The organism is Paenarthrobacter sp. NPDC092416 (assembly GCF_044755025.1).
Lineage (GTDB): Bacteria > Actinomycetota > Actinomycetes > Actinomycetales > Micrococcaceae > Arthrobacter.
Genome location: NZ_JBIVQG010000010.1, coordinates 85,156 through 109,669 on the forward strand (window position 1 = coordinate 85,156; position 24,514 = coordinate 109,669).

The window sequence follows — 24,514 nt, forward strand, 5'->3', positions numbered from 1 at the left end:
GTTAACAAATGCACCTTCGCTACTTACTGCCGATAAAGTAAGGACCGAAAGCCAAAATATATGCCCATTCCGGAATGCATTCCGGAATGGGCATATATCCCAGCGACAGACATTGCCCGGCACCCCGCTGTGGCAAGCAAGGAGACGGAATGGGCTCGACACAACTGCCCCCCGGGACCGAAGACACTCTGGCGGCAAGCACCGCGGCCGCGGCCGCGCCCAGCGAGCCTGTCGAGATGGTCCAGTTGCTCGGCCCCGACGGCACCCTAGGTACCGATCCCGTCTTCTCGGATTACGCGAAGCGGATTGACCCTGAGAAGCTCCGCGTCTTCTACGCCGACATGGCCAGGATTCGCCGCTTTGACCAGGAAGCCACTGCCCTGCAGCGCCAAGGCGAACTCGCCCTCTGGGTACCGCTGACGGGCCAGGAGGCCGCGCAGATCGGCTCCGGCCACGCCAGCCAGTCGCAGGACTACATCTTCCCGACCTACCGTGAGCACGGTGTCGCGTTGGTCCGCAATGTTGACCTGGCGGAACTACTCAAGCAATTCCGGGGTATCTCCAACGGTGGATGGGATCCACGGGAGAACAACTTCCACCTCTACACGCTGGTGCTCGCGGCCCAGGCGCCGCACGCAGTGGGTTATGCCATGGGCATCCAGCGCGATCAGCAACTGGCGGAGGCGGCAGGTTCTGCCGAACCGAAGGCAGCTGTGATGGCCTACTTCGGCGATGGTGCCAGCTCCGAAGGCGACGTCCACGAATCCATGGTGTTCGCCGCCTCCTACAACGCCCCCGTGGTGTTCTTCTGCCAGAACAACCACTGGGCCATCTCCGTTCCCACGGAAGTCCAGACCAAGGTGCCGCTGGCAAACCGTGCCAAGGGCTACGGTTTCCCCGGCGTTCGTGTGGACGGCAACGACGTCATCGCAGTGCATGCAGTGACCGAATGGGCGCTGGAACATGCCCGTGAAGGACGCGGCCCCGTGCTGATTGAGGCCTATACCTACCGGGTTGGCGCCCACACCACCGCCGATGACCCCACCAAATACCGTGAATCCGCGGAAGAAGCCGCTTGGCGCCAGAAGGATCCACTGGATCGACTGGAGAAGTACCTCCTCGCCGAGGGCCTCGCCGATGAAGCATTCTTCGATCAGGTCAAGGCTGATGGCGACGAACTCGCCACCTACGTCCGCAACACCACGCACGGTCTCGAAGTCCCGAACATCCGTGACTCTTTCGCCAACGTCTATGCCGAGGAACACCCGCTGATCGCGGAAGAACTGGCCTGGTTCGAGGAATACTCGGCCGGATTCGAAAGCGACGACGAGGAGGCATCCAACTGATGGCAACCATGACCATTGCCAAGGCCATCAACGAAGGCCTTCGCGCATCGCTCACGAGCAACCCCAAATCCCTGTTGATGGGCGAGGACATCGGGCACTTGGGCGGCGTATACCGCGTGACCGATGGCCTGATCAAGGAATTCGGCGCCGACCGTGTTGTGGACACGCCCTTGGCTGAATCCGGCATTGTGGGCACAGCCATCGGCCTGGCGCTCCGCGGCTACTCACCGGTCTGCGAGATCCAGTTCGACGGCTTCGTTTATCCGGCCTTCAACCAGATCACCACGCAGCTGGCCAAGATTCACGCCCGCAGCCACGGCCGGTTGACGGTTCCGGTGGTCATCCGCATTCCCTACGGCGGCGGCATCGGTTCGATTGAGCACCACTCGGAATCTCCCGAGGCGCTGTTCGCCCACACCGCCGGGGTGCGCATCATCTCGCCGTCCAACCCCCACGATGCCTACTGGATGATCCAGAAGGCCATCGAGTGCAAGGACCCCGTGATCTTCTTCGAACCCAAGCGCCGGTATTGGCTCAAGGGTGAGGTCGACGTCGATAACGCCGGGCCGTCGTCGGACCCGTTCAAAGCCCACGTGGTCCGCGAAGGAACCGACGCCACCATCGTTGCGTATGGGCCCCTGGTTCCGGTGGCACTGGCCGCCGCCAACGCTGCAACAGAGGACGGCCGCAGCATCGAGGTCATCGACCTCCGTTCCATCTCGCCGATCGACTTCGACACCGTGGAAGCGTCCGTCAAGAAGACCGGCCGCTTGATCGTTGCCCACGAGGCTCCGACATTCGGTGGCATCGGAGGCGAAATCGCAGCGCGCATCAGCGAGCGGGCCTTCCTCCACCTCGAAGCCCCCGTGATCCGTGTTGGCGGTTTCCACATGCCCTACCCAGTGGCCAAGGTGGAAGAGGATTACTTGCCGGACATCGACAAGATCCTCGAAGCGCTCGACCGCTCCCTGGCCTACTAACCGCCCTGATCCAGCCCTGCCTCTGCGGCCGGGCGCACGGAAATCGAGGACCACTGTGACTGTAAAGAAATTCAACCTGCCGGACGTCGGCGAAGGCCTCACCGAGGCTGAGGTGGTGGCTTGGAAGGTCAAGCCCGGCGACACCGTCGCCATCAACGATGTCCTCTGCGAGATCGAGACCGCCAAGTCGCTCGTGGAGCTGCCGTCGCCGTTTGCCGGGACGGTTACGGAACTTTTGGTTCCGGAGGGCATCACAGTGGAGGTTGGCACCCCGATCATCTCGGTGTCCGATAACCAAGGAGACGACTCAGCGCCGGCGTCCGCCGCGCCCATCGCCGTCGAGGCTCCGATGTACGGAAAGCTGCCCGCAGACGAAGCCGGGGAACAGCCGGCCGGCGGTCCGCTTGTGGGTTCCGGTCCCAAGGCCGACGCCGTCAAGCGCCGTGCCCGCAAGCGTCCGGCTGGGTCTGAAGTTGCCGCCGTCGCGGTCGCCGAAAGCGCAGAGGGCACGGTTCAGGACCACCAAGCGGTACTGGCAGCCCAAGCAGCCACTGCACCGGTGATTGAACGCCCGACGCCGGCTCCCGCCGTCGCTGCGCCGGTCACCTCAGGGACCGAAACGGCAGCGCCGCAGTCGGTGGCTTCCCGCGGCGCCGCGATCAGCGGCACCATCAGTGGCCTGGTCAACAAGGTCCTGGCGAAGCCGCCGGTACGCAAGTTTGCCCGCGATCTCGGTATCGACCTTGCGGATGTCGTGGCCACCGGCGAACGCGGCGAAGTGACCCGGGAGGACCTGGTCAGCTACCAAGCGCAGCGCGATGCCGAACTGGACCAGGCGGACACGTTCTGGGGTGCGTCCAAGAAGCCGCAGGATCAGCGCGTGGAACGGGTTCCCGTGAAGGGCGTGCGCAAGGCGACAGCCAAGGCAATGGTCGATTCCGCGTTTACCGCGCCGCACGTCAGCATCTTCGTGGATGTCGATGCGAGCCGCACCATGGAATTCGTGAAGCGGCTCAAGGCTTCCCGGGACTTCGAAGGCATCAGGGTTTCGCCTTTGCTCATCCTGGCCAAGGCCGTCATCTGGGCCGCAGCGCGAAACCCCAGCGTCAATGCGACATGGGTGGAGAACGCGGACGGCAACGGCGGCGCCGAAATCCAGATCAAGCACTTCATGAACCTGGGCATCGCAGCAGCAACGCCGCGCGGCCTCATGGTCCCGAACATCAAGGACGCCCAGGACCTGTCCCTAAAGGAACTGGCACTGGCCCTCAACGATCTCGCGACGAAGGCCCGCGCTGGAAAGACGCAACCGGCGGAGATGCAGGGCGGAAGCCTGACCATTACCAACATCGGTGCGCTCGGTATTGATACCGGTACGCCCATCATCAACCCGGGCGAGGTCGCCATCATCGCTTTCGGAACCATCAAGCAGAAGCCCTGGGTCCTGGATGGCGAGGTGATACCGCGCTGGATCACCACGCTCGGTGGCTCGTTCGATCACCGCGTAGTGGATGGGGACCTCTCCGCTCGCTTCATGGCTGACGTTGCCGCCATTCTTGAAGAACCGGCGCTGTTGCTTGACTGAGCGGCGTTCGGCGGCCACACCCGGGCAAGGAACAGACGCCGGATTTGGTGCAGCTGGCCACACAGGTGCAGTTGGCCACACAGGTGCAGCCGGCCACACACCAGTCCAGCAAATGACAGGGCCGTGGCGCTCGGCCGCCCGCGTGCTGACGGAGGTCTTCCAGCCGCCCGCGGTAGTGACCATCTTGATGCTGATCAGCCCGGCCATCGAACCCGGCTTCCCGGGAACCATGTGGTTCGGCGTGTTGGGAGCCCTGTTCGTATGCGTCCTGCCGCTGGCATACGTTCTGGTGATGGTGAAGCTGGGCAGGATCACGGATCATCACGTCAGTGACCGCCGGCAGCGTACGCCGCTGTTGCTACTGGCGCTGGTGTCGGTGGTGGCTGGCCTGTTCGTCCTTCAGGCGCTGAAGGGGCCGGCCAGTGTTTCCGTGATGATCATTGCGCTCATCGGAGGCATCGCTGTCCTGGCGATCGTCAGCGCTTTCTGGAAGATGAGCGGCCATGCCTCGGCCATTGCGGCCGCAGCTGTCATCGTGGTCATGATGTTCGGCCCTGCATGGCTGCCCGCGCTACTGCTGGTGCCAGCCGTGGGCTGGTCACGCGTGGTCCTGCGCGCCCACACCTTGGGGCAGGTGATCGCCGGCTCGCTGTTTGGCGGTGTAGTCATCGCCGGTCTGTGGTGGCTGCTGCGCGGCTGGATGCTCTAAGGCTGGAATCGCTCTGACGCTAGAACGCCGGGTAGTTCACCAAGAGGGCTTGCAGTTCCGTGGTGGACATGTGGTTTGCCATCTCCACGCTGACACCCATGGCCACGGCGGCAACGGTGATCATCGCGACGCAGGCAACCGAGAGGAAGCGCCAGTCTTTGCGGAAAACGCTGGCGATTGTCTCCGGCATTTCCAGGCTGGGGGAAATCATGTTGGGGGCGCTGTCCCAAGAGCCGTCGTCGAGCATGGCAATGACCCGGTTGTTGACGCGGTCGAATCGCATGGTGCTGATGTGGTTGCCGTGGCGGGCAAGCAAGATGTCGTGTCCGACGCGCTGGCGCGGCTGCAAAGTAAGCAAGGAAGAGTCCCCTGAAGTCAGTTGGTGGAGGTGGCGCACGCCGTTGGGGGCATCTCAATTTTATAACGGTTGCCTCCGCCACCCTGCCGAAATCACGCCAAAAGCCGGGTGAGGCTCCCCACCCGGCGGCGTGATTCAGGTCGCTTTAGGGCTCGTCTGTCTTGGCGATGTAGACGTCGCAGGGCGCAGTGTGTGCCACGGTGTTGGCAACGCTTCCGAGGACGCGTCCAAGTCCCTGCATGCGACGGTTGCCTACCACGATCAAGCGGGCCGAAAGGCTCTCCGCCTCCTTGATCAAAGCCTCGCCCGGTTTCCCGCGGGCGGCCGAGTAGGTGACTGCAAGTCGATCATCAGTCAGACGTTCGGCGACGGTGCGGGCCACAGCCTCGGCCTCGGCGGCGTCGGAGACGATCCATCGGTCCGTACCGATTTCGACTACTTCGGTCCGGTTGCTGTCGAAGGCGCTGACCACGCGAAGGCTGGCGCCCAGGCCGATGGCGAGCTCCTTGGCGGTCTGTGCCGCCCGCATCGCCGTCTCGCTGCCGTCGACTCCAACAATGACTACTCCGGTCATAGCGCTGCTCCTTCATTGGTAGCTTGAATGGCCTCTGACAGGACAGGGGCCAGGCGGCGGACGCCCTCGGCAATAGTATCCGGGGGTACTGCGCTGAAGGCGAGGCGGAGCTTGTTGGAGGGTCCGTCCGCCGGTGAGAATGCTGCGCCGGGAATGAAGACGACCCCAGCATCGATCGCCTTCTTCAGGAGCGGGTAGGTGTCCACGCCTTCAGGGAGGGTGACCCACACAAAGAATCCGCCGTCCGGACGGGTCCAACTGAGGCCGGCGGGCATGAATTCGTCCAGCGCGGACAACAACGCCTTGCAGCGCTCTGAATAGAGTTCGCGGTAGGTCTCGATCTGGCCTTGCCAGTCGTACTCCCGCAGGTAGGCCGAGACGAGCATCTGGTTCAGCGGCGGCGGACACAGGGTTACGGCTTCTGAGGCGAGGTAGAAGCGACGCTGCAAGTGGGCGGGAACCAAGGCCCAACCGATGCGAAGCCCAGGGGCGAAGATCTTGGAGAACGAGCCCAGGTAGATCACGTCATCGGGATTGGCTGCGCGCATAGGGGCCAGAGGGTGCCCGTCGAAGCGCAGCAGGCCGTAGGGATTGTCCTCCAGGACGATAATATTCGCCTCGCGGCATATATCGACGATCCGCTGGCGACGTTCCTCAGCGAGTGTGATCCCGGAGGGGTTGTTGAAGTTTGGGATCGTGTAGAGGAACTTGATGTTCTTGCCCTCTGACTGAAGCGCCGCAATCCGCGCTTCGAGCAATTCCGGAACCAATCCGTCGTCGTCCATTTCGATGGGTTCCACCTGCACTTGGTAAGCCTCGAAGGTGTTCAGCGCGCCAACATAGGTGGGGTTCTCCACCAGCACCACGTCGCCGGGATTGCAGAAGACCTTGGTTGCGACATCCTGGGCAGACTGCGAACCCGCCGTGATGACGATGTTCTGGGGCAGGGCGTCCGTGATGCCTTCGGCAGCCATGATCTGGCAGATCTGCGCGCGAAGTTCTTCCGTGCCTTGGCCGCCACCGTACTGCAGGGCGGTCATGCCTTCTTCGGCGATAATCCGTGCCGCAGTTTGGCCAAGCTTTTCCAGGGGGAGTGACTGCAGGTAGGGGTTTCCGCCTGCAAGGGACACAAGGCCTGGTCGCATCGAGATGTCGAAGACATCGCGAACTGCGGACTGCTTGATGTTGGCGGCCCGCTCCGAGAACAGTTCCTCGTGCGGGTGGGCGGCCGTGGCGGCCCGCTCAATGGCGTCGATGGCTTCAGCGGGCAGCGTTGCGCCGGCATCCAGTGTTTCGTGGGTCACAGTGAAAGGATACTCCTCAATGTTGCTAATTAGGCAACAGTTGTTTTCGAAGTGAAGTCAAGTTTCTCAGCCTTCCGCTTTACGCCGCGTGGATGAAGGGCTGGAATGTAGCTATGACACCGCACCGGGGATCCGTGACCAAGGCCAAACTCTTCCACCAACTTCACGATGCCGGGCCCAACCCGCTCGTTTTGGTGAACGTCTGGGACGCGGCCTCCGCGCGCATCGTCCAGGAAGCGGGGGCGACGGCGATTGCCACCTCGAGTTCGGCGGTCTCCTGGAGTTTGGGGTTCCAAGACGGTGACCACGTGCCATGGGGCTTGGCCCTTGCGGCCCTCGGCCGCGTGGTGGGGGCAACCAGCCTCCCCGTGACGGCGGACATCGAGACGGGATACGGCCGCACCGACGACGAGCTGCGGGCGACGATTCATGCAGTCCTGGATGCCGGCGCGGTGGGGATCAACATTGAAGATTCCGGGAACGAACCCCTGACGGAGATCGGTGAACAATCCCGGCGGATAGCGCTGATCCGGGCAACCGCGGATGAGCGCGGGATCCCCCTCTTCATCAACGCCCGTACGGATACGTATCTCTCAGGAAAGTTCACCGATGCGGAATATGAGGAGACGCTGCAGCGTGCAGAGTCTTACCTGCAGGCGGGCGCGGACGGAATCTTCGTACCCGGGGTGGTGGATCTTCATGTGCTTCATGAACTGTCCAGCCGGATCCCCGCTCCGCTCAACGCACTGGCGGGGGTCGGTGCGCCGTCTCCCCTCGAACTGCACGACGCCGGCGTGCGGCGCGTCAGCATTGGCGGCAACACCGCGAAAGCGGCCTATGCCAAGGTCGCCCGGGTCGCCACGGAGATCCTCGGCGACGGCAACTGGTCCGGGCTTGCCGGAACCCGGAGCCACGACGAAATGGATGCGCTCTTTCCGCAGCGGCCCAAGTTTCTGGGGTGATATTTGGACTTTCAGGCGCACGACGGCGGCGGCTGGCTTTTCTGTCGTACCTCGCCGATAGCTTGGACTCGTTGAAGCAATCGACGCAGCAACCGGGAGGCTAAGAACGATGGCAAGACGCAGTGTGCAGTTCTGGCGCATGGAGCACCTGAACGGGGATGAATTGAGCCGCCCGTTCCCGGCACGACGCGTCGCCGAAGTCCTGAAGAAGGCGCAGGATTCCGGTGTTGACAGGCATTTCAGTTGCACCGATGGGACAGTGCTGGTGGCCCAGGCCGCGGCGCTGGCACCGCACCCTGTGCTGCTCTTGGACCGGGTCAGGGATTCCAATCTGCCGAGCGTGGGTGATGCCGTTGGTCGTCGCAAGGCCCTGCCTTTGGCGCCCGGTGACCATCTCCTGGAAACCACATACTTTGCTTTCCTGAAGCGAAACGTCATAGCCGTGCTCACCAGCGGCAACGGCCCCCGGGCATCCCGTCTGGGGGAGTACCTAAGCGGGATGCTGGGGCTGGAACCGGGACTGGTTCCTGTGGTCCGGGAAGACATTGAAGAGATCCTCACCCGCCTTGAGGTGAGCCGCTTCGAATTCGCCATTCCCGCTGAACGCCTGTCCGGCAAGCTCATGGAAGGCGAATGGGCCGATGTCCTGGACAGCGCCTCCCGGCTGATAACCGAGGGCACCTTCCGGATCTCCCTGACTGTCGGACGGTCTGGCAAGGCAGAGGATAAGAAGCGCATCCGTGAGCGCATCCAACAACTGATTGACCTGTTCCGCAGTGCCGGGTCTGTGGAGCATTTTGACTACGTTGTGGCCGAAGGCAGGGACTCCCTGACCGGCGACCGCGAGGTTGTGGACCTGTTGAAGGAGCGGTTCATCTCGCACGTTGAGGTGGATGCCGACCTCTTCAATGATCCCCAAAAGTCCACAGCCGCGGCCATTGCCATCCTCAACACGCAGGCCCGCGACAACGAGGCCTTCTTTGCCCGGACCCTGTCAGACGCCAAGGGGGCCGCAGACTCCGCCTCGGTGCCGGACATCGTCCCCGGTGGCCTGGCGGCGGCCCGCGGGGCACATGTGCCCGCTGCAGCCAGTGCCAGGCAGCCGGTCCCTCTGGCAGGTCGGTCTGTCGCGGAAGCCGGGTCGCGCGTGGGTCGCGTGGGTAGCGCAGGAAAGTCCGGAGAGGAAGCCGGGCAAACACGTGGGGGCGGTGCCGGCCATGAGCTTGTACGAGGTTGACGTTGGGCGCAGCGGGCGCCGACGAACTCTCTGGAGATGGTTCCTGCTGCATCCGCGTGCGGACTTCGTCTGGGCGGCTCTGCTTGTGCTGCTATGGCTTGGAGCTGCGTTGCTCTACAGGCAGCCATTGATCCTGGAAGGCGTCGGTCCGGCTTCTCGGCGAACCCTTTTTCAGACGCTTGCTACCTTGGCGGGCGCCACCGCCGGCCTCACCTTGACCAGCGTGTCCATGCTGATCAATGTGCTGGGCAAGAAGGCCCCGCCCGGGCAGAGGGAGCTTCCCTTGGAAAAGCTCACCGCCACCCATCGCCGTCAGATTGGTGAGGTCTTCCTGTTCGCCATTCCCGGACTCGGGCTGCTGGTGGTGGCTTCCTTGGGCACCATCGTCCTCGAAGGCGATGCCGCCACTGGCTTGTGGATACCCGAAGCCGTGGTCTTCGTCCTGGCCTTCGCATCCGTATTGGCGCTGCTCCGCGTGGCCTGGGCATTGCGGAGGGTGTTGGCGATCGCCACGGCGTAACGGGCCTGAATTCCGTCGTTGCCCAGCAATTCAGTCGTTGCCCCGCTGCTCAGTTGTTGGCCAGCGACGTGGGAGCGGGTTAGCGACGTGGAAGTGGGGCGGGGCCGTGGAAGCGGGTTAGCGACGTGGGAGCGGGTTAGCGGCGTGGAATCGCGGCCAGTGACGTGCGCGCCAGCCCTCGCGACACCAACTACAGCCACCCTCAGCCAACCTCACCCCAGGCTCAACGCTTCCGCCAGGGTCTTCCCGTTGATGTAGATCTCCGCTCGCGTCGCCCCGCTCGCGGCCACCACCGTGTGAGTCAATTGGGCCTCAATTCGGGGAATATCGCATACGCCGCCGGGCCGAAGGGTTCCCCCGAGGTTCACTACAACGGTTGTTCCGCTGAAGTACCCGGACACGAAGTGCAGCGATGAGCCGGCCAGGGCGTCGTAGAGGCCCACTTCACTGGCCGATGGTCCACCGGATGCCAAGAGCCGGCCCAGCGCGACCGTCAGGGGATCAGCTTCCGATGCCGGGCCGCGGACGGCAACCAGGCTGTCATTGCAACCGAACCGCACACCTCTGCTGCCGCCGTCGTCAATAGCCACGAAGTAGACCGCTGGGCCGGTGGGCGAGGAGTCCGGTGGGACCGTGGCCGTCTGGGCGGTTGTTCCAGCGGATGCCGAAGGTGCTGGCGTAACCGTTGTGCCGCCCGGCTTGGCCGCAGCGCTGTTGCCCACGGGGCTTGGAGCGGCCGTGGCGGTGCCGGGGGTGTCGGACGCGTTGGCCCCCGTCCGTGGGGCCGTGCTGTCAGAGCCAAGTGAATCACCTGAGCCGCCGGCAGTGACGCTGCCCGTGGTGGTGGGGGCCGGAGCCGGTGCGGGTTGGGGAATCAGGAGGTCCGAACCTGCATTGGCGGGGAGTGGTGCAGGCGAAGGCGCAGCAGCAGGAGAAGCCAAGGCTGATGGACCGGCCGGTGGAGAAGTGCACCCGGCCGCCAGCGCGAGGGTGATCAGGCAGGCAGCCGCGATCGCCGTCGTTGGTGTGCCCTGTCTGGTGCGCATGACAGCTCCGTACTCCTGCCCGTCCGCCTGTACATCTACGTTAGGCCGGTGCGGAGGCGAGCAAAATGCCGCTACGGTGACGGTTCGGACAAGAGTTGATCACGCTGCGCAGTTACTGCCCTGGAACGCCAAAGCCCTGGAACGCCAAAGCCCCGGAACGCCAAAGCCCCCGCCCGCAAACAGCGGGACGGGGGCCAAGAGCAAGAGGAACTAGGCTGCTGCTGCTTCGTCCTGAACGGCCGTCAGGGGCTCGAAGATGCCCTTGATCTGCTCAACAATCTCGGCGTCGTCCTTCGGGTGCAGTTCAGCGAAGCGAATCATGGAGCCCGGAACTGCGAGCTTGACGTCCTCGAGGACCTTGGCGCCGGCGATGCCTGCAGCCTTGCGGGCTTCGTCCTGCGCCCACACGCCGCCGAACTGGCCGAAAGCGGTACCTACGACGGCGGTCGGCTTGCCTGCGAGGGCGCCGGCGCCGAAGGGGCGGGACAGCCAGTCGATGGCGTTCTTCAGGGATGCCGGCATGGTGCCGTTGTGCTCAGGGGTGACGAGCAGGATGGTGTCAGCCTCGGCTGCTGCGGCGCGAAGTGCTGCGGCCTCGGCCGGAACCTGGCCTTCGACGTCGATGTCTTCGTTGTAGAAGGGGATGGTGCCCAGCGAGCCGTGGATCTGGACGTCAACGTTTTCCGGTGCGTTCAGCTGGATGGCTTCGGCAAGCTTCTTGTTGTGCGAGTCGGCGCGAAGGCTGCCGACCAGGGTAAGAACGGTGCTCTTGGACATGGTGTCTCCTTGTATCTGGCCTGTGGCTGGGCACTGGGGGCGATGCCGATGGTGCCCCGCCTGGACCGGCGGTTTATGGAGGCGTTTGAGCCTTCATCGATACTAAACGGACTGCGGTCCGGTTTCTATTCCCGGGGCTAGAATATTTTTGTGAGCTCGATCCCCATGCGGCCGGACGTGCCCTTCAGCGCGCCGCCCGAGCGCAGCGATGCCGCACGCAACCGCGAGCGGCTTCTGAGTGCCGCGCGCGATCTTGTGGCCGAATACGGGGCGGATGCGCTGACCATGGACGCGCTCGCTTGCAAGGCCCACGTGGGTAAGGGCACCGTGTTCCGCCGCTTCGGCAGCCGTGCCGGGCTGATGATGTCCCTCCTGAGCGATTCCGAAGCTGAGTTCCAGCACGGATTCATGTTCGGGCCGCCACCGCTTGGCCCTGGCGCCCCGGCCAGGGACAGGCTCGTTGCCTTCGGCGAAGGCCGCATCTACTTCATCTTGGAAAACGGCGAGCTCCTGAAAGCTGCAGGGGCTGCCACCAGAAACCGCTTTGATGTCCCGGCGACGGTGCTCTCGCATCGACATATGGAGGTCCTGCTGCGTGAGGCGGGCATCCCTGATCCCTGGGTTATGGCCATGACGCTGACCTACGCCCTGGACCCTGAACGAATCGTTGATGACGTCCGGACGCGCGGAATATCGCCGAAGCGCCTCACGGATTCGTGGCGGGAGCTCGTCACGCGGCTCGTCGGCGGCGCATAGGCGGATCCTGGGCGACCACACCCAGCGTCGCCGCTGTGAGCGCTACAGTGTCGCCGCCGTCGTAAACCTGACGCAGCCTGCACATAACAATCTGGCTGCAGCCGCGAAACTGGCAGCCATGAAGCGAAACGTGAAGCAGTTATTGTGGTAGTCTCCTCTTGAATGTGACCCATGCCATACAAGGGCGGTGTTCACTGAAAGGGTGCGGGGGGCCATCACCCAACGAGCCAATTCGTAGCTGACACCGGCCACAGCCGGGAAACCGCGGAAGGACGAGCATTGAGTTTTGCCACGATCCAGGGCAGTCGCCCGACATGCTGAAGTACCTGATGAAGCGGTCAGGCATTTACCTGATCATGATCTTCCTGACCACCAGCGCAGGGTACTTCCTGGCAGTCTCAACGCTCAAGCCGGCGGTGCTTGAGCAAGAGAAAATTCCGCGGCCCACACCCGAACAGGTGGCCGCATCCTTCCGAGGACTGGGCCTGGATCCGGAGGCCAGCCCCTGGCAGCGCTACGTCGACTGGCTCGGCAGCATCGTGACCAAGTGGGACTGGGGTCGCAGCCCCAACGGAGCGTTCGTCAATGCAGAGTTCGCGGACCGCGTTCTGGTCTCGACCAGGCTCTTCATTGCCTCGATCATCCTGACGCTGATCATCGGCGTCGCGCTTGGCGTCTATTCGGCAGCCCGGCAGTACAAGTTCCAGGACCGCGTCATCACGTCCTACAGCTACCTGGTCCACATCCTGCCCGCACCCATCGCCTACTTCCTGGTCCAGTTGGGCGCCATCAGCGTCAACGAGGCGGTAGGCGATCGAATCTTCTTCGTGACGGGAATTTCGACGCCGGGAATCGACCCGGGCTGGCCGGCTTTCGTTGACCTTGTGGCCCACTACGCCGTGCCCACGTTCGCGATGACGATCTTCGGTTGGGCAGGTTACCAGATCGCGCAACGGCAGTATCTCCTGGACAACGTCAACGCGGACTTCGTCCGCACCGCCCGGGCCAAGGGGCTCACCCGCAACCAGGCCATCCGGCGGCACGCGCTCCGAGTGTCCTTCATTCCCGTAGCGCAGAGCATCGCGTTCACCATTCCCGCGATCTTCACAGGCGGCTTCTTCGCGGAGGCGATCTTCGCCTGGCCCGGCATTGGATTGTGGAGCATCCAGGCGATCGGGCTCCAGGACGTCAACGTAGCCACAGCCACGCTGGCGTACGGCTCAGTGATCTTCGCGATCGGCGCCGTTCTGGCCGACTTCGCCACCACACTGGTCGATCCGCGAGTGAGGGTCCAGTAATGACCAACATCATTGATCCCATTGCAGAAATCGACGAGGCCCGGGTTGCCGACAACCAGGATGTCGTCATTGCGAAGTCCCGCATCATCTTCCGGCGCTTCATGCGAAACCGGACGGCCGTCACCGGCTTGTTCATCTTCCTGGCCCTGTTCGCGTTCTCCCTTTTCGGCGGTTTCCTGACGCCTTGGGACAAGGACACCATCGATCCCCTCAACATCGGCATGGGACCGTCACCCGAGCACTTCCTCGGCACGTCGCAGGCGGGCATCGACCTCATGGCGCTGATCGTCGAAGGCACGCGAACGTCGTTGTTCATCGGCCTCATTGTCGGTGGACTGTCGGTCCTGATTTCCGCGGTGTACGGCTGCACCATGGCCTTCTTCGGCGGCAAGGTGGACGCCACCATGCTGTTCATCCTTGAGGCGCTCATCATGATGCCCGCCATTCTGGTGGTCGCCGTGGCAACGAACGGTGGCGGCGGTCTCAAGGACCTCCCGAGTTGGCTCCTGTTGATTATCGTGTTGCTGTTCTTCAGTTGGATGGGCACCGCCCGACTGGTGCGGTCGCTCTCCATGTCCCTCATGCAACGGGATTACGTCAAGGCCGCCAAGTACATGGGGGTGCCGTCCCGCAGGATTGTGTGGCGTCACCTGGTTCCGAATATCGGCTCCTTGCTGGTCCTCGACTTCACCCGCGGCATCACTGGAGCCGTCCTGGCCGAAGTGGCGTTTTCGTTCATCGGCGTAGGTATCAAGCAACCCGACGTCAGCCTGGGTGTGCTGATCGGGCAGGCCACAGGCCAGGTGTCCTCGTTCCCGTGGATGTTCTGGGTGCCGCTGACCGTCATGTTCCTCCTGACCGGTTCTCTGGCCATGATGAACGACGGCCTGCGCGACGCCTTCGACCCCAGCTCCAGTTCCATCGGACGTGCCAAGCGGGGCGTCGAAAGCGCCAAGACTGCAAAGAAGACCAGCAAATGAGCACCAACATCTCCCACACGCCCGCCGAGCGCCTGAGGGACGCCGGACTCTACGCTCCGGGCGATGCTGTCCTCAGTGTCCGCGACCTCAACGTCCGCTTCAACTCCGAAAACGGCGTGGTCCATGCCGTCCGCGGAGTCGACTTCGATCTCATGCCCGGCAAGACTTTGGGCATCGTGGGCGAATCAGGCTCAGGAAAGTCCGTCACGTCCATGGCAATCATGGGTCTCCTCCCGGAAACTGCGGACATCACCGGGTCAGTCCGCTTCAAGGGCAAGGAACTTCTTGGCCTCAGCGACAAAGCCATGTGCAAGCATCGCGGCAGCGACATTGCCATGGTCTTCCAGGATCCGCTGTCCTCGCTGACCCCCGTCTACACGGTCGGCAACCAGATCATCGAGGCCCTGACTGTCCACAACCCCACCATGAGCAAACAAGCCAAAGAAGCCCGCGCCGTCGAGCTTTTGCGTATGGTGGGTATCCCGAGCCCCAAGGACCGCCTGAAAGCCTTCCCGCACGAATTTTCCGGCGGCATGCGCCAGCGCGTCATGATCGCCATTGCGATCGCCAACGATCCGCGGGTACTCATCGCCGATGAGCCCACGACGGCGCTCGACGTCACCATCCAGGCACAGGTGCTGGAGGTCCTGCACACCGCGCAGGAGGAGACCGGGGCCGCCGTCGTCATGATCACGCACGACCTCGGCGTCGTAGCGGGCATGGCTGACGACATCATGGTCATGTACGCGGGCAAGCCTGTGGAAACCGGCACGGTGGAGGACATCTATTACCACCCCCGGATGCCGTACACGCTAGGCCTGCTTGGCGCGGTCCCGCGCGTGGACACAGCCACCAAGCAGTCGCTGGTTCCCATTGAGGGAACCCCGCCGAACCTCGCGCTGCCTGTGATCGGCTGCTCGTTCGCTGCCCGCTGCCCGCTGGCCAGCGACGCCTGCTTGCACGGCGAGCCGGAGCTCATTTCCGTACCTGGCTCCGTTGGACAGTCGCTGGGTGGCCACAAAGCTGCCTGCATCAAAACGGACCAACTGTCAGGCGAGGCTGACGCGCACAAGATTTTCGACGCGCCGCCCAAGCCGGTTTCAAAGTTCGACGGCGTTGCCCGCGTCGAGCGCGAAAAGGTCCTGGAACTCAAGGACGTGAAGAAGCACTTCCCACTGCTCAAGGGTGCACTGATCAAGCGGCGGATCGGCACGGTCAAGGCCGTGGACGGGCTGAGCTTCGATATCCGCGAGGGCGAGTGCGTTTCGATCGTTGGTGAGTCCGGCTGCGGCAAGACCACCACGCTCCTGGAGATCATGGAGTTCCACCCGGACCAGGTGGGTGAGGTGATCATTGGGGGCGTGAGCAACAAGGTGGCCACGGACTCCAAGACCACCATGGCCATGCGTAAGGAAATGCAGATGGTGTTCCAGGACCCCACGGGAGCCTTGGACCCGCGCTTCACCGTGTATGAGGTCCTGGCCGAGCCGCTGGAAAACCTGGGGATGCCCAAGGCCGCCATCAAAAAGCGCATCATGGAGCTCATGAGGCTGGTGGGTCTGCAGCCTGACCACGTGAACCGCTTCCCCAACCAGTTCTCCGGTGGCCAGCGCCAGCGCATCGGCATTGCCCGGGCGCTCGCGGTTAATCCGAAGCTCGTGGTCCTGGATGAGCCTGTCTCCGCCTTGGATGTCTCTGTCCAGGCCGGCGTCATCAACCTGCTGGACCAGCTCCGCGCAGAGCTTGGATTGAGCTACCTGATGGTGGCCCACGATCTCTCGGTTGTTCGCCACATCTCGGACCGTGTGGCCGTGATGTATCTGGGCAAGATCGTGGAAACCGGTGACGTGGACGATGTCTTCGACAATCCCCGCCACCCTTATACCCGGGCCCTGCTGTCCGCCATCCCGGTGCCCGACCCCGCCTTGGAACGCACCCGGGAACGCATCATCCTGCAGGGTGACCTTCCAAGTCCCCTCGATGCTCCCAAGGGTTGTAACTTCGCGACTCGCTGTCCCGTGTTTGCCGCACTCCCTGCCGCCAAGCAGGAGAAGTGTCTTAGTCTGGAGCCGCCCCTTGCTTCAGAAGGCCAACAACAGGAATTCGCATGCTTCTTCCCGGACGGAGAAATTGATGCCGACATGCTGGTGGTGCATGCCTGACGATCGATGACTCAAGAGATTTGAACCCCTGTATTCAACTCGCAAATAACGATTTCCAGTCGTACAACATGAAGGGCACATCATGAAGAAGTACACAACGATCGGCGGCGTGGCGATTGCCGCGGCACTGATGCTGACAGCCTGTGGTGGGGGAACGCCGTCGGGCCCTGCCTCGCAGAAGGCAGAAGAAGCCGGCGGCGACATCAGCAAGCTGATCAGCGTCAACGCCAAGGAAGCAAAAGACCTGGAACAGGGCGGCACCGTGACGTTGCCAACCGTGGACCTCGGGCCGGATTTCAACAATAATTCCAACGTCGGGAACAGTGGCCCCACCGCCGCTGTGTTGACTCCAGTCAATCCCGCAGGCCTTAGCAGCGGCGGGATCGGCGGTTGCTGGAAGCTGGACTTTGACGGCAAGGCTGAGCCGAACAAGGACTTCTGCGAAGAGGTGAAGAGCGAAGTCAAGGACGGTAAACAGACCATCACCATTAAGGTCAACGACAAGGCAACCTGGAACGACGGTACGCCTATCGACGTCAAGACGTTCGAGAACACATGGAAGATGTCCCGCGGCGAAGATAAGGCGATTGACATCGTCAACCCGGGGGCATATCCGTTTGTTGAATCAGTCAAAGCTGGTGCCAACGACAAGGAAGTCATTGTCACCACTACGCAGCCGGTCTATCCCCTTGAGGATCTCTTCTTCGGACTGATCCACCCTGCCGTCAACACGGCGGAAATCTTCAACAATGGCTTTTCGGGCAACATGCATCCTGAATGGATGGCTGGCCCGTTCAAGGTGGAGAACTTCGACACCACCGCCAAGACCGTCACCATGGTTCCCAACGAAAAGTGGTGGGGCCAGAAGCCTGTTCTGGACAAGATCATTTGGCGCCAGATGGAACCCAGCGCAACCATCGCCGCCTTCAAGAACGGCGAAATTGACGCTACGGACGCTCGCACCCTGAGCCGGTACAAGCAGCTTGAAGGAACCAAGAACGCCGAGGTTCGCCGTGGCCAGCGACTGTTTGCCGGCGGTCTCAACATTAACGCCCAGCGGCCTGCCCTCACCGACGTTGCCGTACGCAAGGCAATTTTCACGGCCGTGGACCGAAAAGCTCTCCGAGATGTTCAGTTCAACGGCCTGAACTGGTCCGAGGAAAGCTCGGGCTCCATGATGCTCATGCCGTTCTCCGAGTACTACCAGGACAACTACCCCGTGAAGGACTCGGACGCTGAGGCCGCCAAGAAGGTCCTCACTGACGCGGGTTACACTGCCAATGACAAGGGCATCATGGCCAAGGACGGCGTCCCCGTAACTTTCAAGGTGACCTACTTTGGAGAGGATCCCACACGGGCGGCCGTCTCACAGACCCTTCAGAAGCAGCTTCAGGCAGCGGGCATGGATGTTGCGGTTGAGCAGCGCGGTGACGCGGACTTCCAGAAGGTTCTGGGGTCGCGGGAGTTTGATCTGACGATTTCGGGCTATCAGGTTGGCCCGGACGCTACCAGCGGCGTCAAGCAGTTCTACGAGTCAACCACCAACGAAAACAAACTCGGCGATGCTGAGCTGGACGCTGAAATCAAGCGCCTGGCAACCATTGCTGATGACAAAGAGCGCAACAAGGCTGCCATGGAGGTAGAGAAGAAGCACATGGAGAAGTACTTCTCCATGGGTACCCTGCTGAACGGCCCGGAGATCCAGTTTGTGCGCACGGGCCTGGCCAACTACGGTCCGTCCCTGTTCAAGAGCAACTCCAACGTTCCTGACTGGACCACCATCGGTTGGGAAAAGAAGTAATACCAGCCACTGATTCAGCACCCGGATAAGTGCAGCGAACCCGGGTGCTGAATCTGAACTTGCTGAAGGCCGGTGCTTTCCTTGAACCCGTTTGCGGGTTCTTGGAGGGTGCCGGCCTTCGGCGTCCCGCGGGGTGTTGGGATGTGACAGAGGGTCGGTAGCCTAAGGGCATGACTCCCAAGCAGCCGATTCGCACCGCCGTCGCAGGTTTTGGTCTTTCGGGCAGCGTGTTCCATACCCCGTACATAGCCAGTAATCCCGCTTATGAGTTGGCAGTGATCGCCACATCGGACGCAGCACGTCAGACGAAGGCCAGGGAGCGCTACCCCCAGGCAAGAGTCGTTGACACTCCGCAGGACATTCTGGCTCTCGCCGATCAACTGGACCTCATCGTCCTCGGCACGCCACCCGCGACCCACTACTCGCTGGCGAAAGCCGCGCTGGAAGCTGGGCTCGACGTCGTCGTCGACAAGCCTTTCGTGGTTCACAGCGCCCAAGGCGAGGAGCTGATCACTCTCGCCGCAGAGGCCGGACGCGTCCTGACCGTCTACCAAAACCGTCGCTGGGACGGCGATGCGCTGACTGTCAAGAAGCTGCTCGACGCCGGGACGTTGGGTACGGTGACCCGGTTCGAATCGGGGATGGAGCGCTGGGCGCCCGAGATCGCCAAGGCCTGGAAAGCCAGCGCCACGGCCGAGGATGGTGGTGGCGTGCTGTTCGATCTCGGCGCCCACGTGCTCGACCTTGCCCTCCGGTTCTTTGGACCGGCGCAGGTCACCTATGCCGAAATGCAGGCCCGCCGGCCACAGGAAAGCGCCGACGATGACGTCTTTCTGGTCCTGCGGCATGAGTCCGGCGTGGTCACCCACGTGACCTTGAATCTCAACAGCCAGCTCCACGGTCCGCGCTTCCGCATTCTGGGCACGAAGGGAGGCTTCGTGAAATTCGGCATCGACCCGCAAGAGCCGTTTGTCCTGGGTGGCGGGCTGCCCACAGACGCTGAATACGGCATCGAACCTGCCGAAAACCACGGCACGCTCGAGGCGGACGGCCAGCGTACCGCCGTCCCCACCGAGCGGGGCGCGTACCCCGAGTTCTATCGCATCCTTGCTGAGAAGATCGACGACGGCGGCACATCCTCAGCGCGTACGGTGCCCGTAGATCCGGCTGACTCGGTAGAGGTCCTGAAGCTGATCGAGCAGGCGCGATCGCTCGCAGTCTGACCTCAAACGAAGGAATTTTTGGGCACCGCGTAACCTCAGCGGCGCCGAGAACGATGTAAGGGGTGTGCGGGCCACGTCCGCACGCTGATCATCCGGCAGTCGCCAACGCGCTGCCGGGGCAATCCCAAAATCGTTTGTCGGAGGGTTTCATGTCCTTGTTCACTGTCCTTGCCACCAGCAAAGTCGCCGCGGGCGTCCTGGCCGCCGGAGCTGTAGCTGCTGGCGGAACCGGCGTCGCCGCCTTCAATGGCGCGCTCCCCACCGAAATCCAGCAGAGCGCCCACGACCTCGTTGGCGCCCCGGCCCCCGCCGCCGAAGCTGTTGAAACCGCCAAGACCAAGGCAAGCGACGCCGTCGAAAGCGCCGAGGCCAAGGCGACCAACGCCGCCGACGCCGGCCAGGCCAAGGCCGAAGACGCCGTGGCAGATGCAAAGTCCAAGGCAGCAGCTGCACTGAAAGACGCCACGTCCCCCGAGGCGTTCGGCCTCTGCACTGCGTTCCTGAATGGCGGCCTGAAGGCCGACTCCAAGGTTCCGGGCTTCGAATCGCTGGTTGTCGCCGCAGGTGGCGAAGCCAAGGTTGAAGCGCACTGCGACGCCGTGGTTGAGGCCGGCAAGGCTGCCGGACTGAAGGCGGACGGTTCCGCGAAGGCAAATGTCGAGGCCGGAACGTCCGTTTCGTCCGAACTGCCCGCTACCCCGGCTGTTCCTGCCGTGCCCGCGACCCCGGGAATCCCCGCTGTTCCGGCAACGCCGGCAGTCCCTGCTGTTCCGGCCGTACCTTCCCAGGTCCCCACCGACGTGCCTGCCCTGGATGCAGGGCTCGATTCTGTCCGCTAGGACCTCAGCGGCTACGGTTTAAGTGCGGGGCTCCTTGGCTTGGTACAAGGAGCCCCGCTACGTAAAGACGGCAGCGGCAGTGGTTCACCTGCCTGGGAACGTCACTGCGCTGCGTGGGATGGAGGCATCCGCGGGTGCTGGAAACTTCAGCTGATGAATACGTGCAGGCGGACGAAGATTGTCCCGCGCTGCTCTTCACGGCTGCCTACAACCAGTTTTCCGGCCCGGTGTTCGGCTACCTGCGTGCCCGCGGCGTGGACGATCCGGAGGCCGTCACCCAGGACGTTTTCCTTGCCCTGTACCCGAAGCTGGAGACCCTCCACGGCGGGCTGCAGGGCGCCAAAACTCTGCTGTTTTCGATCGCCCATGCGCGTTTGGTGGACCATTACCGCAAGCGCGAACGGACGCCGGATTCCACACCCTATGAGCCCGACCTGGACGGCAGGCGAACGCCCTCGGCCGAAGACCAGGCCTTCGGCAGCGGCAGCTTGGGAGTCACGGAGCTTTTGGACGACCTCGCCGCGGACTACCGGGAGGTCCTGGCATTGCGGGTCGTAGCGGACTTGTCGGTGGAAGAAACAGCGGCCATCATGGGCAAGTCCCAGGGGGCCGTGAAACAACTGCAGCGCAGGGCATTGAGTGCACTGAAGAAGCGTGCACTACTAAGGAACGGCACATCATGAGCGAACAGATCGCACCAAGCGGGCGGAACTCCGAGGACGCCGAGCAGGCCATTGATCGCCTTTTGGCCGAATCCGACCTGGGCCCGGCCGACGGCATTCGCACCGAACTGCTTCAACTGCGCGCCCTCGCAAGCGCCTCGCCTGAGCCCTCCGTGGCGGTTCGCGCCTTGATGACCGGCGGCTCCGGGGCAGTCACGAGCCAGCTCCCGACGGCGGTTGGTCCCTTCGCGGGATCGGGAGAACCGACGGCGGTACCCGCCTCGGTTGCAGGGCGCCATTTCGCTGACGCCCTGCCCTTTGATGAACTCGCGGCCCGACGGCGGCGGAAGCGTCGGGCGGCCATCGCCGGTTTGGCTGTGGCAGTGTCCCTCGCAGGCGGTGCCACCGCGGCTGTTGCGTCCGAAGGCGGCATATCCGGAGCCTTCCAGCACCTTGGTACCGCAATAGGCTCGGTCGTCTCCCAATTCACCCCTGGCGGGAATTCCCCGGAGCGGCAGAGCCCGGCCGTTCCCGCCGATCAGCAGCCTCATCGCGATGTTGCACCACCGTATCCGGCACCTGTTGGTCCTCATTCTTCGGATCCCGCCAACCCAGCCGGTGGCGCCAACCTGGCCAACCCGCCAAGCGGTGGCGCGCAGGGCGGTGCCGAGCACTCAAACTCCTCGAAGACGCCCATCGGAGTGCCGCGAACACCCAGGATTCCTGGGAATGGCGAGTCCGGCAACGTCACCGTTCCGACTCCGCCGGTGGCGCCGATCACCCCACCGGGCATCGATGTACCAAGCGTCGCTCCCTCGGATATCCCCGTGCCGGTTCCCTCGCACGTGGTCCCCGAGGCCCCAGGAACCCCCTGAACGCAGGCATGAGCTGGCGTCCCACAATTCCGTGGCTCACCCGCTTCTCAGTGGTTGGCCAGCAACTGGGAAGCGTCTTCAGCGCGTAGTTGTCAACATAGGGGGTTTGGGCACTGGGAGCCGTTGCCCACGGAGCCCACGATGGGCCTATGCAACCACGAAAATTAGATGCCCTGATCACTGAAAACTGGCCGGACACCCCTGTTGCCTCCACTCCCGAGCTTGCGCGGAGGGGGCTTGGGGACCGAGCCCTGACAGCCGGCGTACGGTCCGGAAAGCTCCTGAGACTGAGGCGCGGCGCTTACGTCCGGGCGTCGGACTGGCGTCCCCGCAAACCCTGGGAACAGGATTTGCTGCGGATCCAGGCCCATCAATGCGCCACGGCGGTCGAGTCCATTTACAGCCACGTGAGTGCGGCCCGCCTGCACGGGTGCTCGGATTGGGATTCAGGCCCGCTGGTGCACGTGACCACCCCATTCTCTCCGGCCCCTGCCAGTTCGGGGAGCGACGTCGCAGCCCACGCAGGGCGCCTGTGCCGCGAAGAGATCGTCGAAGTGACAACGCCTTGGCGCCATCCTGCCCGGACCACCAGTCTTGAGCGCACAGTGGTGGACTGTGCGCGGATGCTGGACTTTGAACGGGCGCTCGTCATCGCCGACCAAGCCATTCGCCGGGGCGCCGATCCGCAAAAGATGCAGGACTACGTGGACAGCGGCAGGATCACGCGCGGCGCCCGCCGACTGCGCCGCGTCCTGGAGTTCGCGGACGGCAGGTCCGAGTCGGTGGGGGAGACACGAACCCGCGTCCTTCTCAGCAAGCTCGCAATTCCGGAAGCCGTGCTCCAACTCGAGGTCGCGACGTCGATCGGCACTTACCGGGGTGACTTCGGTTGGAAGGAAGCCAGGGTGATTCTGGAATTCGACGGGCGCGCCAAATACTTCGACAACGCGCCCACCGAAGAGGTCATCTTCCAGGAGCGTCGGCGCGAGAAGGCGCTAAGGGGCATGGGCTGGGAGATCGTTCGCATCGAATGGGATGACCTCAGCAAGCCTTGGGACATTGAACAGAGGCTCAAAGTGGCGCTGGGCAGGTCCCGAAAAATGGAAGTGGGCTAACACGCGCAAAGCCCGCTGTTCCGTTGCTGGGAAGCAACGGAACAGCGGGCTTGCGACGCGCCGGCCGGGCCTATGAAACCGGCCGGGCCTAGGAAGCCAGGTCAGGCCCAGGAAACCAGGCCAGAGCCCAGTCGTTAGGCGGAAACCAGGCTGTGCCAGTCGGCAACGAGGGGCAGGTTATGCGCCTCGGAGACCGAGTGGTGGGCCACGTGGCCTGCGGCGATGTTGAGGCCGGCGGCCAGTGCGGGGTCGCGGTCGAATGCGGCCTTGACGCCCAAGTTGGCCAGTGCCACCGCGTAGCGCAGGGTGACGTTGGTCAGTGCGTACGTGGAGGTGTTCGGAACAGCGCCAGGCATGTTGGCAACGCAGTAGAAGATCGAGTTGTGGACCTTGTACGTCGGTTCCTGGTGGGTGGTGGGGTGCGTGTCCTCGAAGCAGCCGCCCTGGTCAACAGCGATGTCCACCAGAACCGAGCCCGGCTTCATGCGGGAGACGAGTTCGTTGGTGACGAGCTTGGGAGCCTTGGCGCCCGGGATCAGGACGGAGCCGATCACGAGATCTGCGTCGATGACTGACTTCTCGATCTCGTAGGCGTTGGAGGCAACGGTCTTCAGGCGGCCCTGGTAGAGGGCATCGAGTTCGCGCAGCCGGTTGATGTTGATGTCCATGATGGTGACGTCAGCACCGAGGCCCAGCGCCATGGCGGCGGCGTTGGTTCCGGCAACACCGGCGCCGAGGACAACAACCTTGGCCGGGCGGACGCCTGGTACGCCGCCCAGAAGGACGCCCTTGCCGCCGGCCGGGGCCATGAGAGAGGAGGCGCCCACCACGACCGAGAGACGTCCTGCGACCTCGGACATCGGGGCGAGCAGGGGAAGCGCACGGCCTTCCTGCACGGTTTCGTAGGCGATTGCCGTGACACCGGAGTTGATGAGCTCGGCGGTGAGCTCCGGCTCGGCAGCGAGGTGCAGGTAGGTGAAGAGGATGAGGCCCTTGCGGAAGCGGTGGTACTCGGCCTTGATGGGTTCCTTGACCTTCATGACCATGTCCGCGCGGCCCCAGACGTCGTCAGCTTCGTTGACGATTTCTGCGCCGGCGATCGAGTATTCCTCGTCGGTGATGCCCGAGCCGAGGCCAGCGCCGCGTTCAACCAGAACCGTGTGTCCGTGGGTACGGAACTCGTGGACACCGGCGGCCGTGATGGCTACGCGGAATTCGTTGTTCTTGATTTCTTTGGGGACGCCGATGATCATTTGTGGGCTCCATCGTTTGCGGCCTCTTCGGCCTGAATGTGTTGCGGGCTGTGATTCCAGAATAGATCCGGCTGTGAGGCAGGCGACATGGACGTGGAAGGGGTCAGCGCCGGAAACCGCGGAAAGTAAAGGTTCTTGCTCCTCGCGACTCG

At 63.3% G+C, this 24,514-nt stretch carries 23 protein-coding genes; 17 read left to right on the forward strand and 6 right to left on the reverse strand.

What is annotated here, in order from left to right; translation table 11 throughout:
• The first annotated feature begins 149 nt into the window (after positions 1–149).
• The 4 genes from pdhA to ACIQC5_RS17655 all read left to right on the forward strand — a co-directional run bounded on the left by pdhA (position 150) and on the right by ACIQC5_RS17655 (position 4,620).
• A complete protein-coding gene (gene pdhA / locus ACIQC5_RS17640; protein WP_400285202.1) occupies positions 150–1,346 on the forward strand; it encodes a pyruvate dehydrogenase (acetyl-transferring) E1 component subunit alpha in 1,197 nt (398 codons plus the stop codon).
• The gene (locus ACIQC5_RS17645; protein WP_400285205.1) at positions 1,346–2,326 is read left to right on the forward strand and encodes an alpha-ketoacid dehydrogenase subunit beta; all 981 of its coding nucleotides are present in this window, start codon (positions 1,346–1,348) and stop codon (positions 2,324–2,326) included. The genes pdhA and ACIQC5_RS17645 overlap by 1 nt, the downstream gene beginning before the upstream one ends.
• A gap of 55 nt (positions 2,327–2,381) precedes the next feature.
• The gene (locus ACIQC5_RS17650) at positions 2,382–3,911 is read left to right on the forward strand and encodes a dihydrolipoamide acetyltransferase family protein (RefSeq protein WP_400285207.1); all 1,530 of its coding nucleotides are present in this window, start codon (positions 2,382–2,384) and stop codon (positions 3,909–3,911) included.
• Positions 3,912–4,023: 112 nt separating this feature from the next.
• Positions 4,024–4,620: a phosphatase PAP2 family protein gene (locus ACIQC5_RS17655; RefSeq protein WP_400285210.1), complete on the forward strand. Its 597-nt coding sequence runs from the start codon at positions 4,024–4,026 to the stop codon at positions 4,618–4,620.
• Positions 4,621–4,639: 19 nt separating this feature from the next.
• On the opposite strand, the gene ACIQC5_RS17660 is transcribed toward ACIQC5_RS17655, so the two are convergent.
• The 3 genes from ACIQC5_RS17660 to ACIQC5_RS17670 form a co-directional block, all read right to left on the reverse strand.
• Positions 4,640–4,978 (reverse strand): hypothetical protein, encoded by a 339-nt coding sequence (locus ACIQC5_RS17660; RefSeq protein ID WP_400285212.1) that lies wholly within the window; start codon positions 4,976–4,978, stop codon positions 4,640–4,642.
• Between the two features lie 145 nt (positions 4,979–5,123).
• Positions 5,124–5,552, reverse strand: a complete 429-nt coding sequence (locus ACIQC5_RS17665) for a universal stress protein (protein ID WP_400285213.1) — start codon at positions 5,550–5,552, stop codon at positions 5,124–5,126.
• Positions 5,549–6,856 (reverse strand): PLP-dependent aminotransferase family protein, encoded by a 1,308-nt coding sequence (locus ACIQC5_RS17670; protein ID WP_400285216.1) that lies wholly within the window; start codon positions 6,854–6,856, stop codon positions 5,549–5,551. Before ACIQC5_RS17670 ends, ACIQC5_RS17665 begins: the two co-directional genes overlap by 4 nt.
• Positions 6,857–6,969: 113 nt before the next feature.
• On the opposite strand from ACIQC5_RS17670, the gene ACIQC5_RS17675 reads away from it, so the two are divergent.
• From ACIQC5_RS17675 to ACIQC5_RS17685, 3 genes are all read left to right on the forward strand, one after another.
• The gene (locus tag ACIQC5_RS17675; protein ID WP_400285219.1) at positions 6,970–7,818 is read left to right on the forward strand and encodes an isocitrate lyase/phosphoenolpyruvate mutase family protein; all 849 of its coding nucleotides are present in this window, start codon (positions 6,970–6,972) and stop codon (positions 7,816–7,818) included.
• Between the two features lie 109 nt (positions 7,819–7,927).
• On the forward strand, positions 7,928–9,055 hold the full coding sequence (locus tag ACIQC5_RS17680) for a hypothetical protein (RefSeq protein WP_400285221.1): 1,128 nt from the start codon (positions 7,928–7,930) through the stop codon (positions 9,053–9,055).
• Positions 9,036–9,575: a hypothetical protein gene (locus ACIQC5_RS17685; protein WP_400285224.1), complete on the forward strand. Its 540-nt coding sequence runs from the start codon at positions 9,036–9,038 to the stop codon at positions 9,573–9,575. The genes ACIQC5_RS17680 and ACIQC5_RS17685 overlap by 20 nt, the downstream gene beginning before the upstream one ends.
• A 212-nt stretch (positions 9,576–9,787) precedes the next feature.
• Here the strand turns inward: ACIQC5_RS17685 and ACIQC5_RS17690 are convergent, their stop codons facing one another.
• The gene (locus tag ACIQC5_RS17690) at positions 9,788–10,621 is read right to left on the reverse strand and encodes a hypothetical protein (protein WP_400285227.1); all 834 of its coding nucleotides are present in this window, start codon (positions 10,619–10,621) and stop codon (positions 9,788–9,790) included.
• Between the two features lie 210 nt (positions 10,622–10,831).
• Entirely contained in the window at positions 10,832–11,398 is a 567-nt protein-coding gene (locus tag ACIQC5_RS17695; RefSeq protein ID WP_400285230.1) for an NAD(P)H-dependent oxidoreductase, read from the reverse strand.
• A 150-nt stretch (positions 11,399–11,548) separates the two neighbouring features.
• On the opposite strand from ACIQC5_RS17695, the gene ACIQC5_RS17700 reads away from it, so the two are divergent.
• The 10 genes from ACIQC5_RS17700 (at position 11,549) to ACIQC5_RS17745 (ending at position 23,109) form a co-directional block, all read left to right on the forward strand.
• Complete coding sequence (locus ACIQC5_RS17700; protein ID WP_400285233.1) at positions 11,549–12,154, forward strand: TetR/AcrR family transcriptional regulator; 606 nt, start codon at positions 11,549–11,551, stop codon at positions 12,152–12,154.
• 314 nt (positions 12,155–12,468) lie between these two features.
• Entirely contained in the window at positions 12,469–13,452 is a 984-nt protein-coding gene (locus ACIQC5_RS17705) for an ABC transporter permease (RefSeq protein ID WP_400285235.1), read from the forward strand.
• Positions 13,452–14,432 (forward strand): ABC transporter permease, encoded by a 981-nt coding sequence (locus ACIQC5_RS17710; RefSeq protein ID WP_400285238.1) that lies wholly within the window; start codon positions 13,452–13,454, stop codon positions 14,430–14,432. The genes ACIQC5_RS17705 and ACIQC5_RS17710 overlap by 1 nt, the downstream gene beginning before the upstream one ends.
• On the forward strand, positions 14,429–16,594 hold the full coding sequence (locus ACIQC5_RS17715) for a dipeptide ABC transporter ATP-binding protein (RefSeq protein ID WP_400285241.1): 2,166 nt from the start codon (positions 14,429–14,431) through the stop codon (positions 16,592–16,594). The genes ACIQC5_RS17710 and ACIQC5_RS17715 overlap by 4 nt, the downstream gene beginning before the upstream one ends.
• An 82-nt stretch (positions 16,595–16,676) precedes the next feature.
• Complete coding sequence (locus ACIQC5_RS17720; protein ID WP_400285243.1) at positions 16,677–18,395, forward strand: ABC transporter substrate-binding protein; 1,719 nt, start codon at positions 16,677–16,679, stop codon at positions 18,393–18,395.
• 170 nt (positions 18,396–18,565) lie between these two features.
• A complete protein-coding gene (locus ACIQC5_RS17725) occupies positions 18,566–19,618 on the forward strand; it encodes a Gfo/Idh/MocA family oxidoreductase (RefSeq protein ID WP_400285246.1) in 1,053 nt (350 codons plus the stop codon).
• 149 nt (positions 19,619–19,767) lie between these two features.
• Positions 19,768–20,457: a hypothetical protein gene (locus tag ACIQC5_RS17730; protein ID WP_400285248.1), complete on the forward strand. Its 690-nt coding sequence runs from the start codon at positions 19,768–19,770 to the stop codon at positions 20,455–20,457.
• Positions 20,458–20,591: 134 nt separating this feature from the next.
• Positions 20,592–21,140 carry an RNA polymerase sigma factor gene (locus tag ACIQC5_RS17735; RefSeq protein WP_400285251.1) on the forward strand — a complete coding sequence of 183 codons (549 nt, stop codon included), beginning with the start codon at positions 20,592–20,594 and terminating at the stop codon, positions 21,138–21,140.
• Positions 21,137–21,994 carry a hypothetical protein gene (locus ACIQC5_RS17740; protein WP_400285254.1) on the forward strand — a complete coding sequence of 286 codons (858 nt, stop codon included), beginning with the start codon at positions 21,137–21,139 and terminating at the stop codon, positions 21,992–21,994. Before ACIQC5_RS17735 ends, ACIQC5_RS17740 begins: the two co-directional genes overlap by 4 nt.
• Positions 21,995–22,143: 149 nt before the next feature.
• A complete protein-coding gene (locus tag ACIQC5_RS17745; RefSeq protein ID WP_400285257.1) occupies positions 22,144–23,109 on the forward strand; it encodes a type IV toxin-antitoxin system AbiEi family antitoxin domain-containing protein in 966 nt (321 codons plus the stop codon).
• A 134-nt stretch (positions 23,110–23,243) separates the two neighbouring features.
• Here ACIQC5_RS17745 and ald read toward each other — a convergent pair whose 3' ends face one another.
• Entirely contained in the window at positions 23,244–24,362 is a 1,119-nt protein-coding gene (gene ald, locus ACIQC5_RS17750; RefSeq protein WP_400285260.1) for an alanine dehydrogenase, read from the reverse strand.
• Between the last annotated feature and the right edge of the window lie 152 nt (positions 24,363–24,514).

Bases quoted from the DNA above. Each gene is read 5' to 3' on its own strand.
- ACIQC5_RS17645 (WP_400285205.1), top strand. From the start codon at position 1,346: ATGGCAACCATGACCATTGCCAAGGCCATCAACGAAGGCCTTCGCGCA.
- ACIQC5_RS17725 (WP_400285246.1), top strand. From the start codon at position 18,566: ATGACTCCCAAGCAGCCGATTCGCACCGCCGTCGCAGGTTTTGGTCTT.
- ACIQC5_RS17655 (WP_400285210.1), top strand. From the start codon at position 4,024: ATGACAGGGCCGTGGCGCTCGGCCGCCCGCGTGCTGACGGAGGTCTTC.
- ACIQC5_RS17730 (WP_400285248.1), top strand. From the start codon at position 19,768: ATGTCCTTGTTCACTGTCCTTGCCACCAGCAAAGTCGCCGCGGGCGTC.
- ACIQC5_RS17665 (WP_400285213.1), bottom strand. From the start codon at position 5,552: ATGACCGGAGTAGTCATTGTTGGAGTCGACGGCAGCGAGACGGCGATG.
- ACIQC5_RS17685 (WP_400285224.1), top strand. From the start codon at position 9,036: ATGAGCTTGTACGAGGTTGACGTTGGGCGCAGCGGGCGCCGACGAACT.
- ACIQC5_RS17710 (WP_400285238.1), top strand. From the start codon at position 13,452: ATGACCAACATCATTGATCCCATTGCAGAAATCGACGAGGCCCGGGTT.
- ACIQC5_RS17695 (WP_400285230.1), bottom strand. From the start codon at position 11,398: ATGTCCAAGAGCACCGTTCTTACCCTGGTCGGCAGCCTTCGCGCCGAC.
- ACIQC5_RS17705 (WP_400285235.1), top strand. From the start codon at position 12,469: ATGCTGAAGTACCTGATGAAGCGGTCAGGCATTTACCTGATCATGATC.
- ACIQC5_RS17675 (WP_400285219.1), top strand. From the start codon at position 6,970: ATGACACCGCACCGGGGATCCGTGACCAAGGCCAAACTCTTCCACCAA.
- ACIQC5_RS17720 (WP_400285243.1), top strand. From the start codon at position 16,677: ATGAAGAAGTACACAACGATCGGCGGCGTGGCGATTGCCGCGGCACTG.
- ACIQC5_RS17740 (WP_400285254.1), top strand. From the start codon at position 21,137: ATGAGCGAACAGATCGCACCAAGCGGGCGGAACTCCGAGGACGCCGAG.
- ald (WP_400285260.1), bottom strand. From the start codon at position 24,362: ATGATCATCGGCGTCCCCAAAGAAATCAAGAACAACGAATTCCGCGTA.
- ACIQC5_RS17715 (WP_400285241.1), top strand. From the start codon at position 14,429: ATGAGCACCAACATCTCCCACACGCCCGCCGAGCGCCTGAGGGACGCC.
- ACIQC5_RS17690 (WP_400285227.1), bottom strand. From the start codon at position 10,621: ATGCGCACCAGACAGGGCACACCAACGACGGCGATCGCGGCTGCCTGC.
- pdhA (WP_400285202.1), top strand. From the start codon at position 150: ATGGGCTCGACACAACTGCCCCCCGGGACCGAAGACACTCTGGCGGCA.
- ACIQC5_RS17680 (WP_400285221.1), top strand. From the start codon at position 7,928: ATGGCAAGACGCAGTGTGCAGTTCTGGCGCATGGAGCACCTGAACGGG.
- ACIQC5_RS17745 (WP_400285257.1), top strand. From the start codon at position 22,144: ATGCAACCACGAAAATTAGATGCCCTGATCACTGAAAACTGGCCGGAC.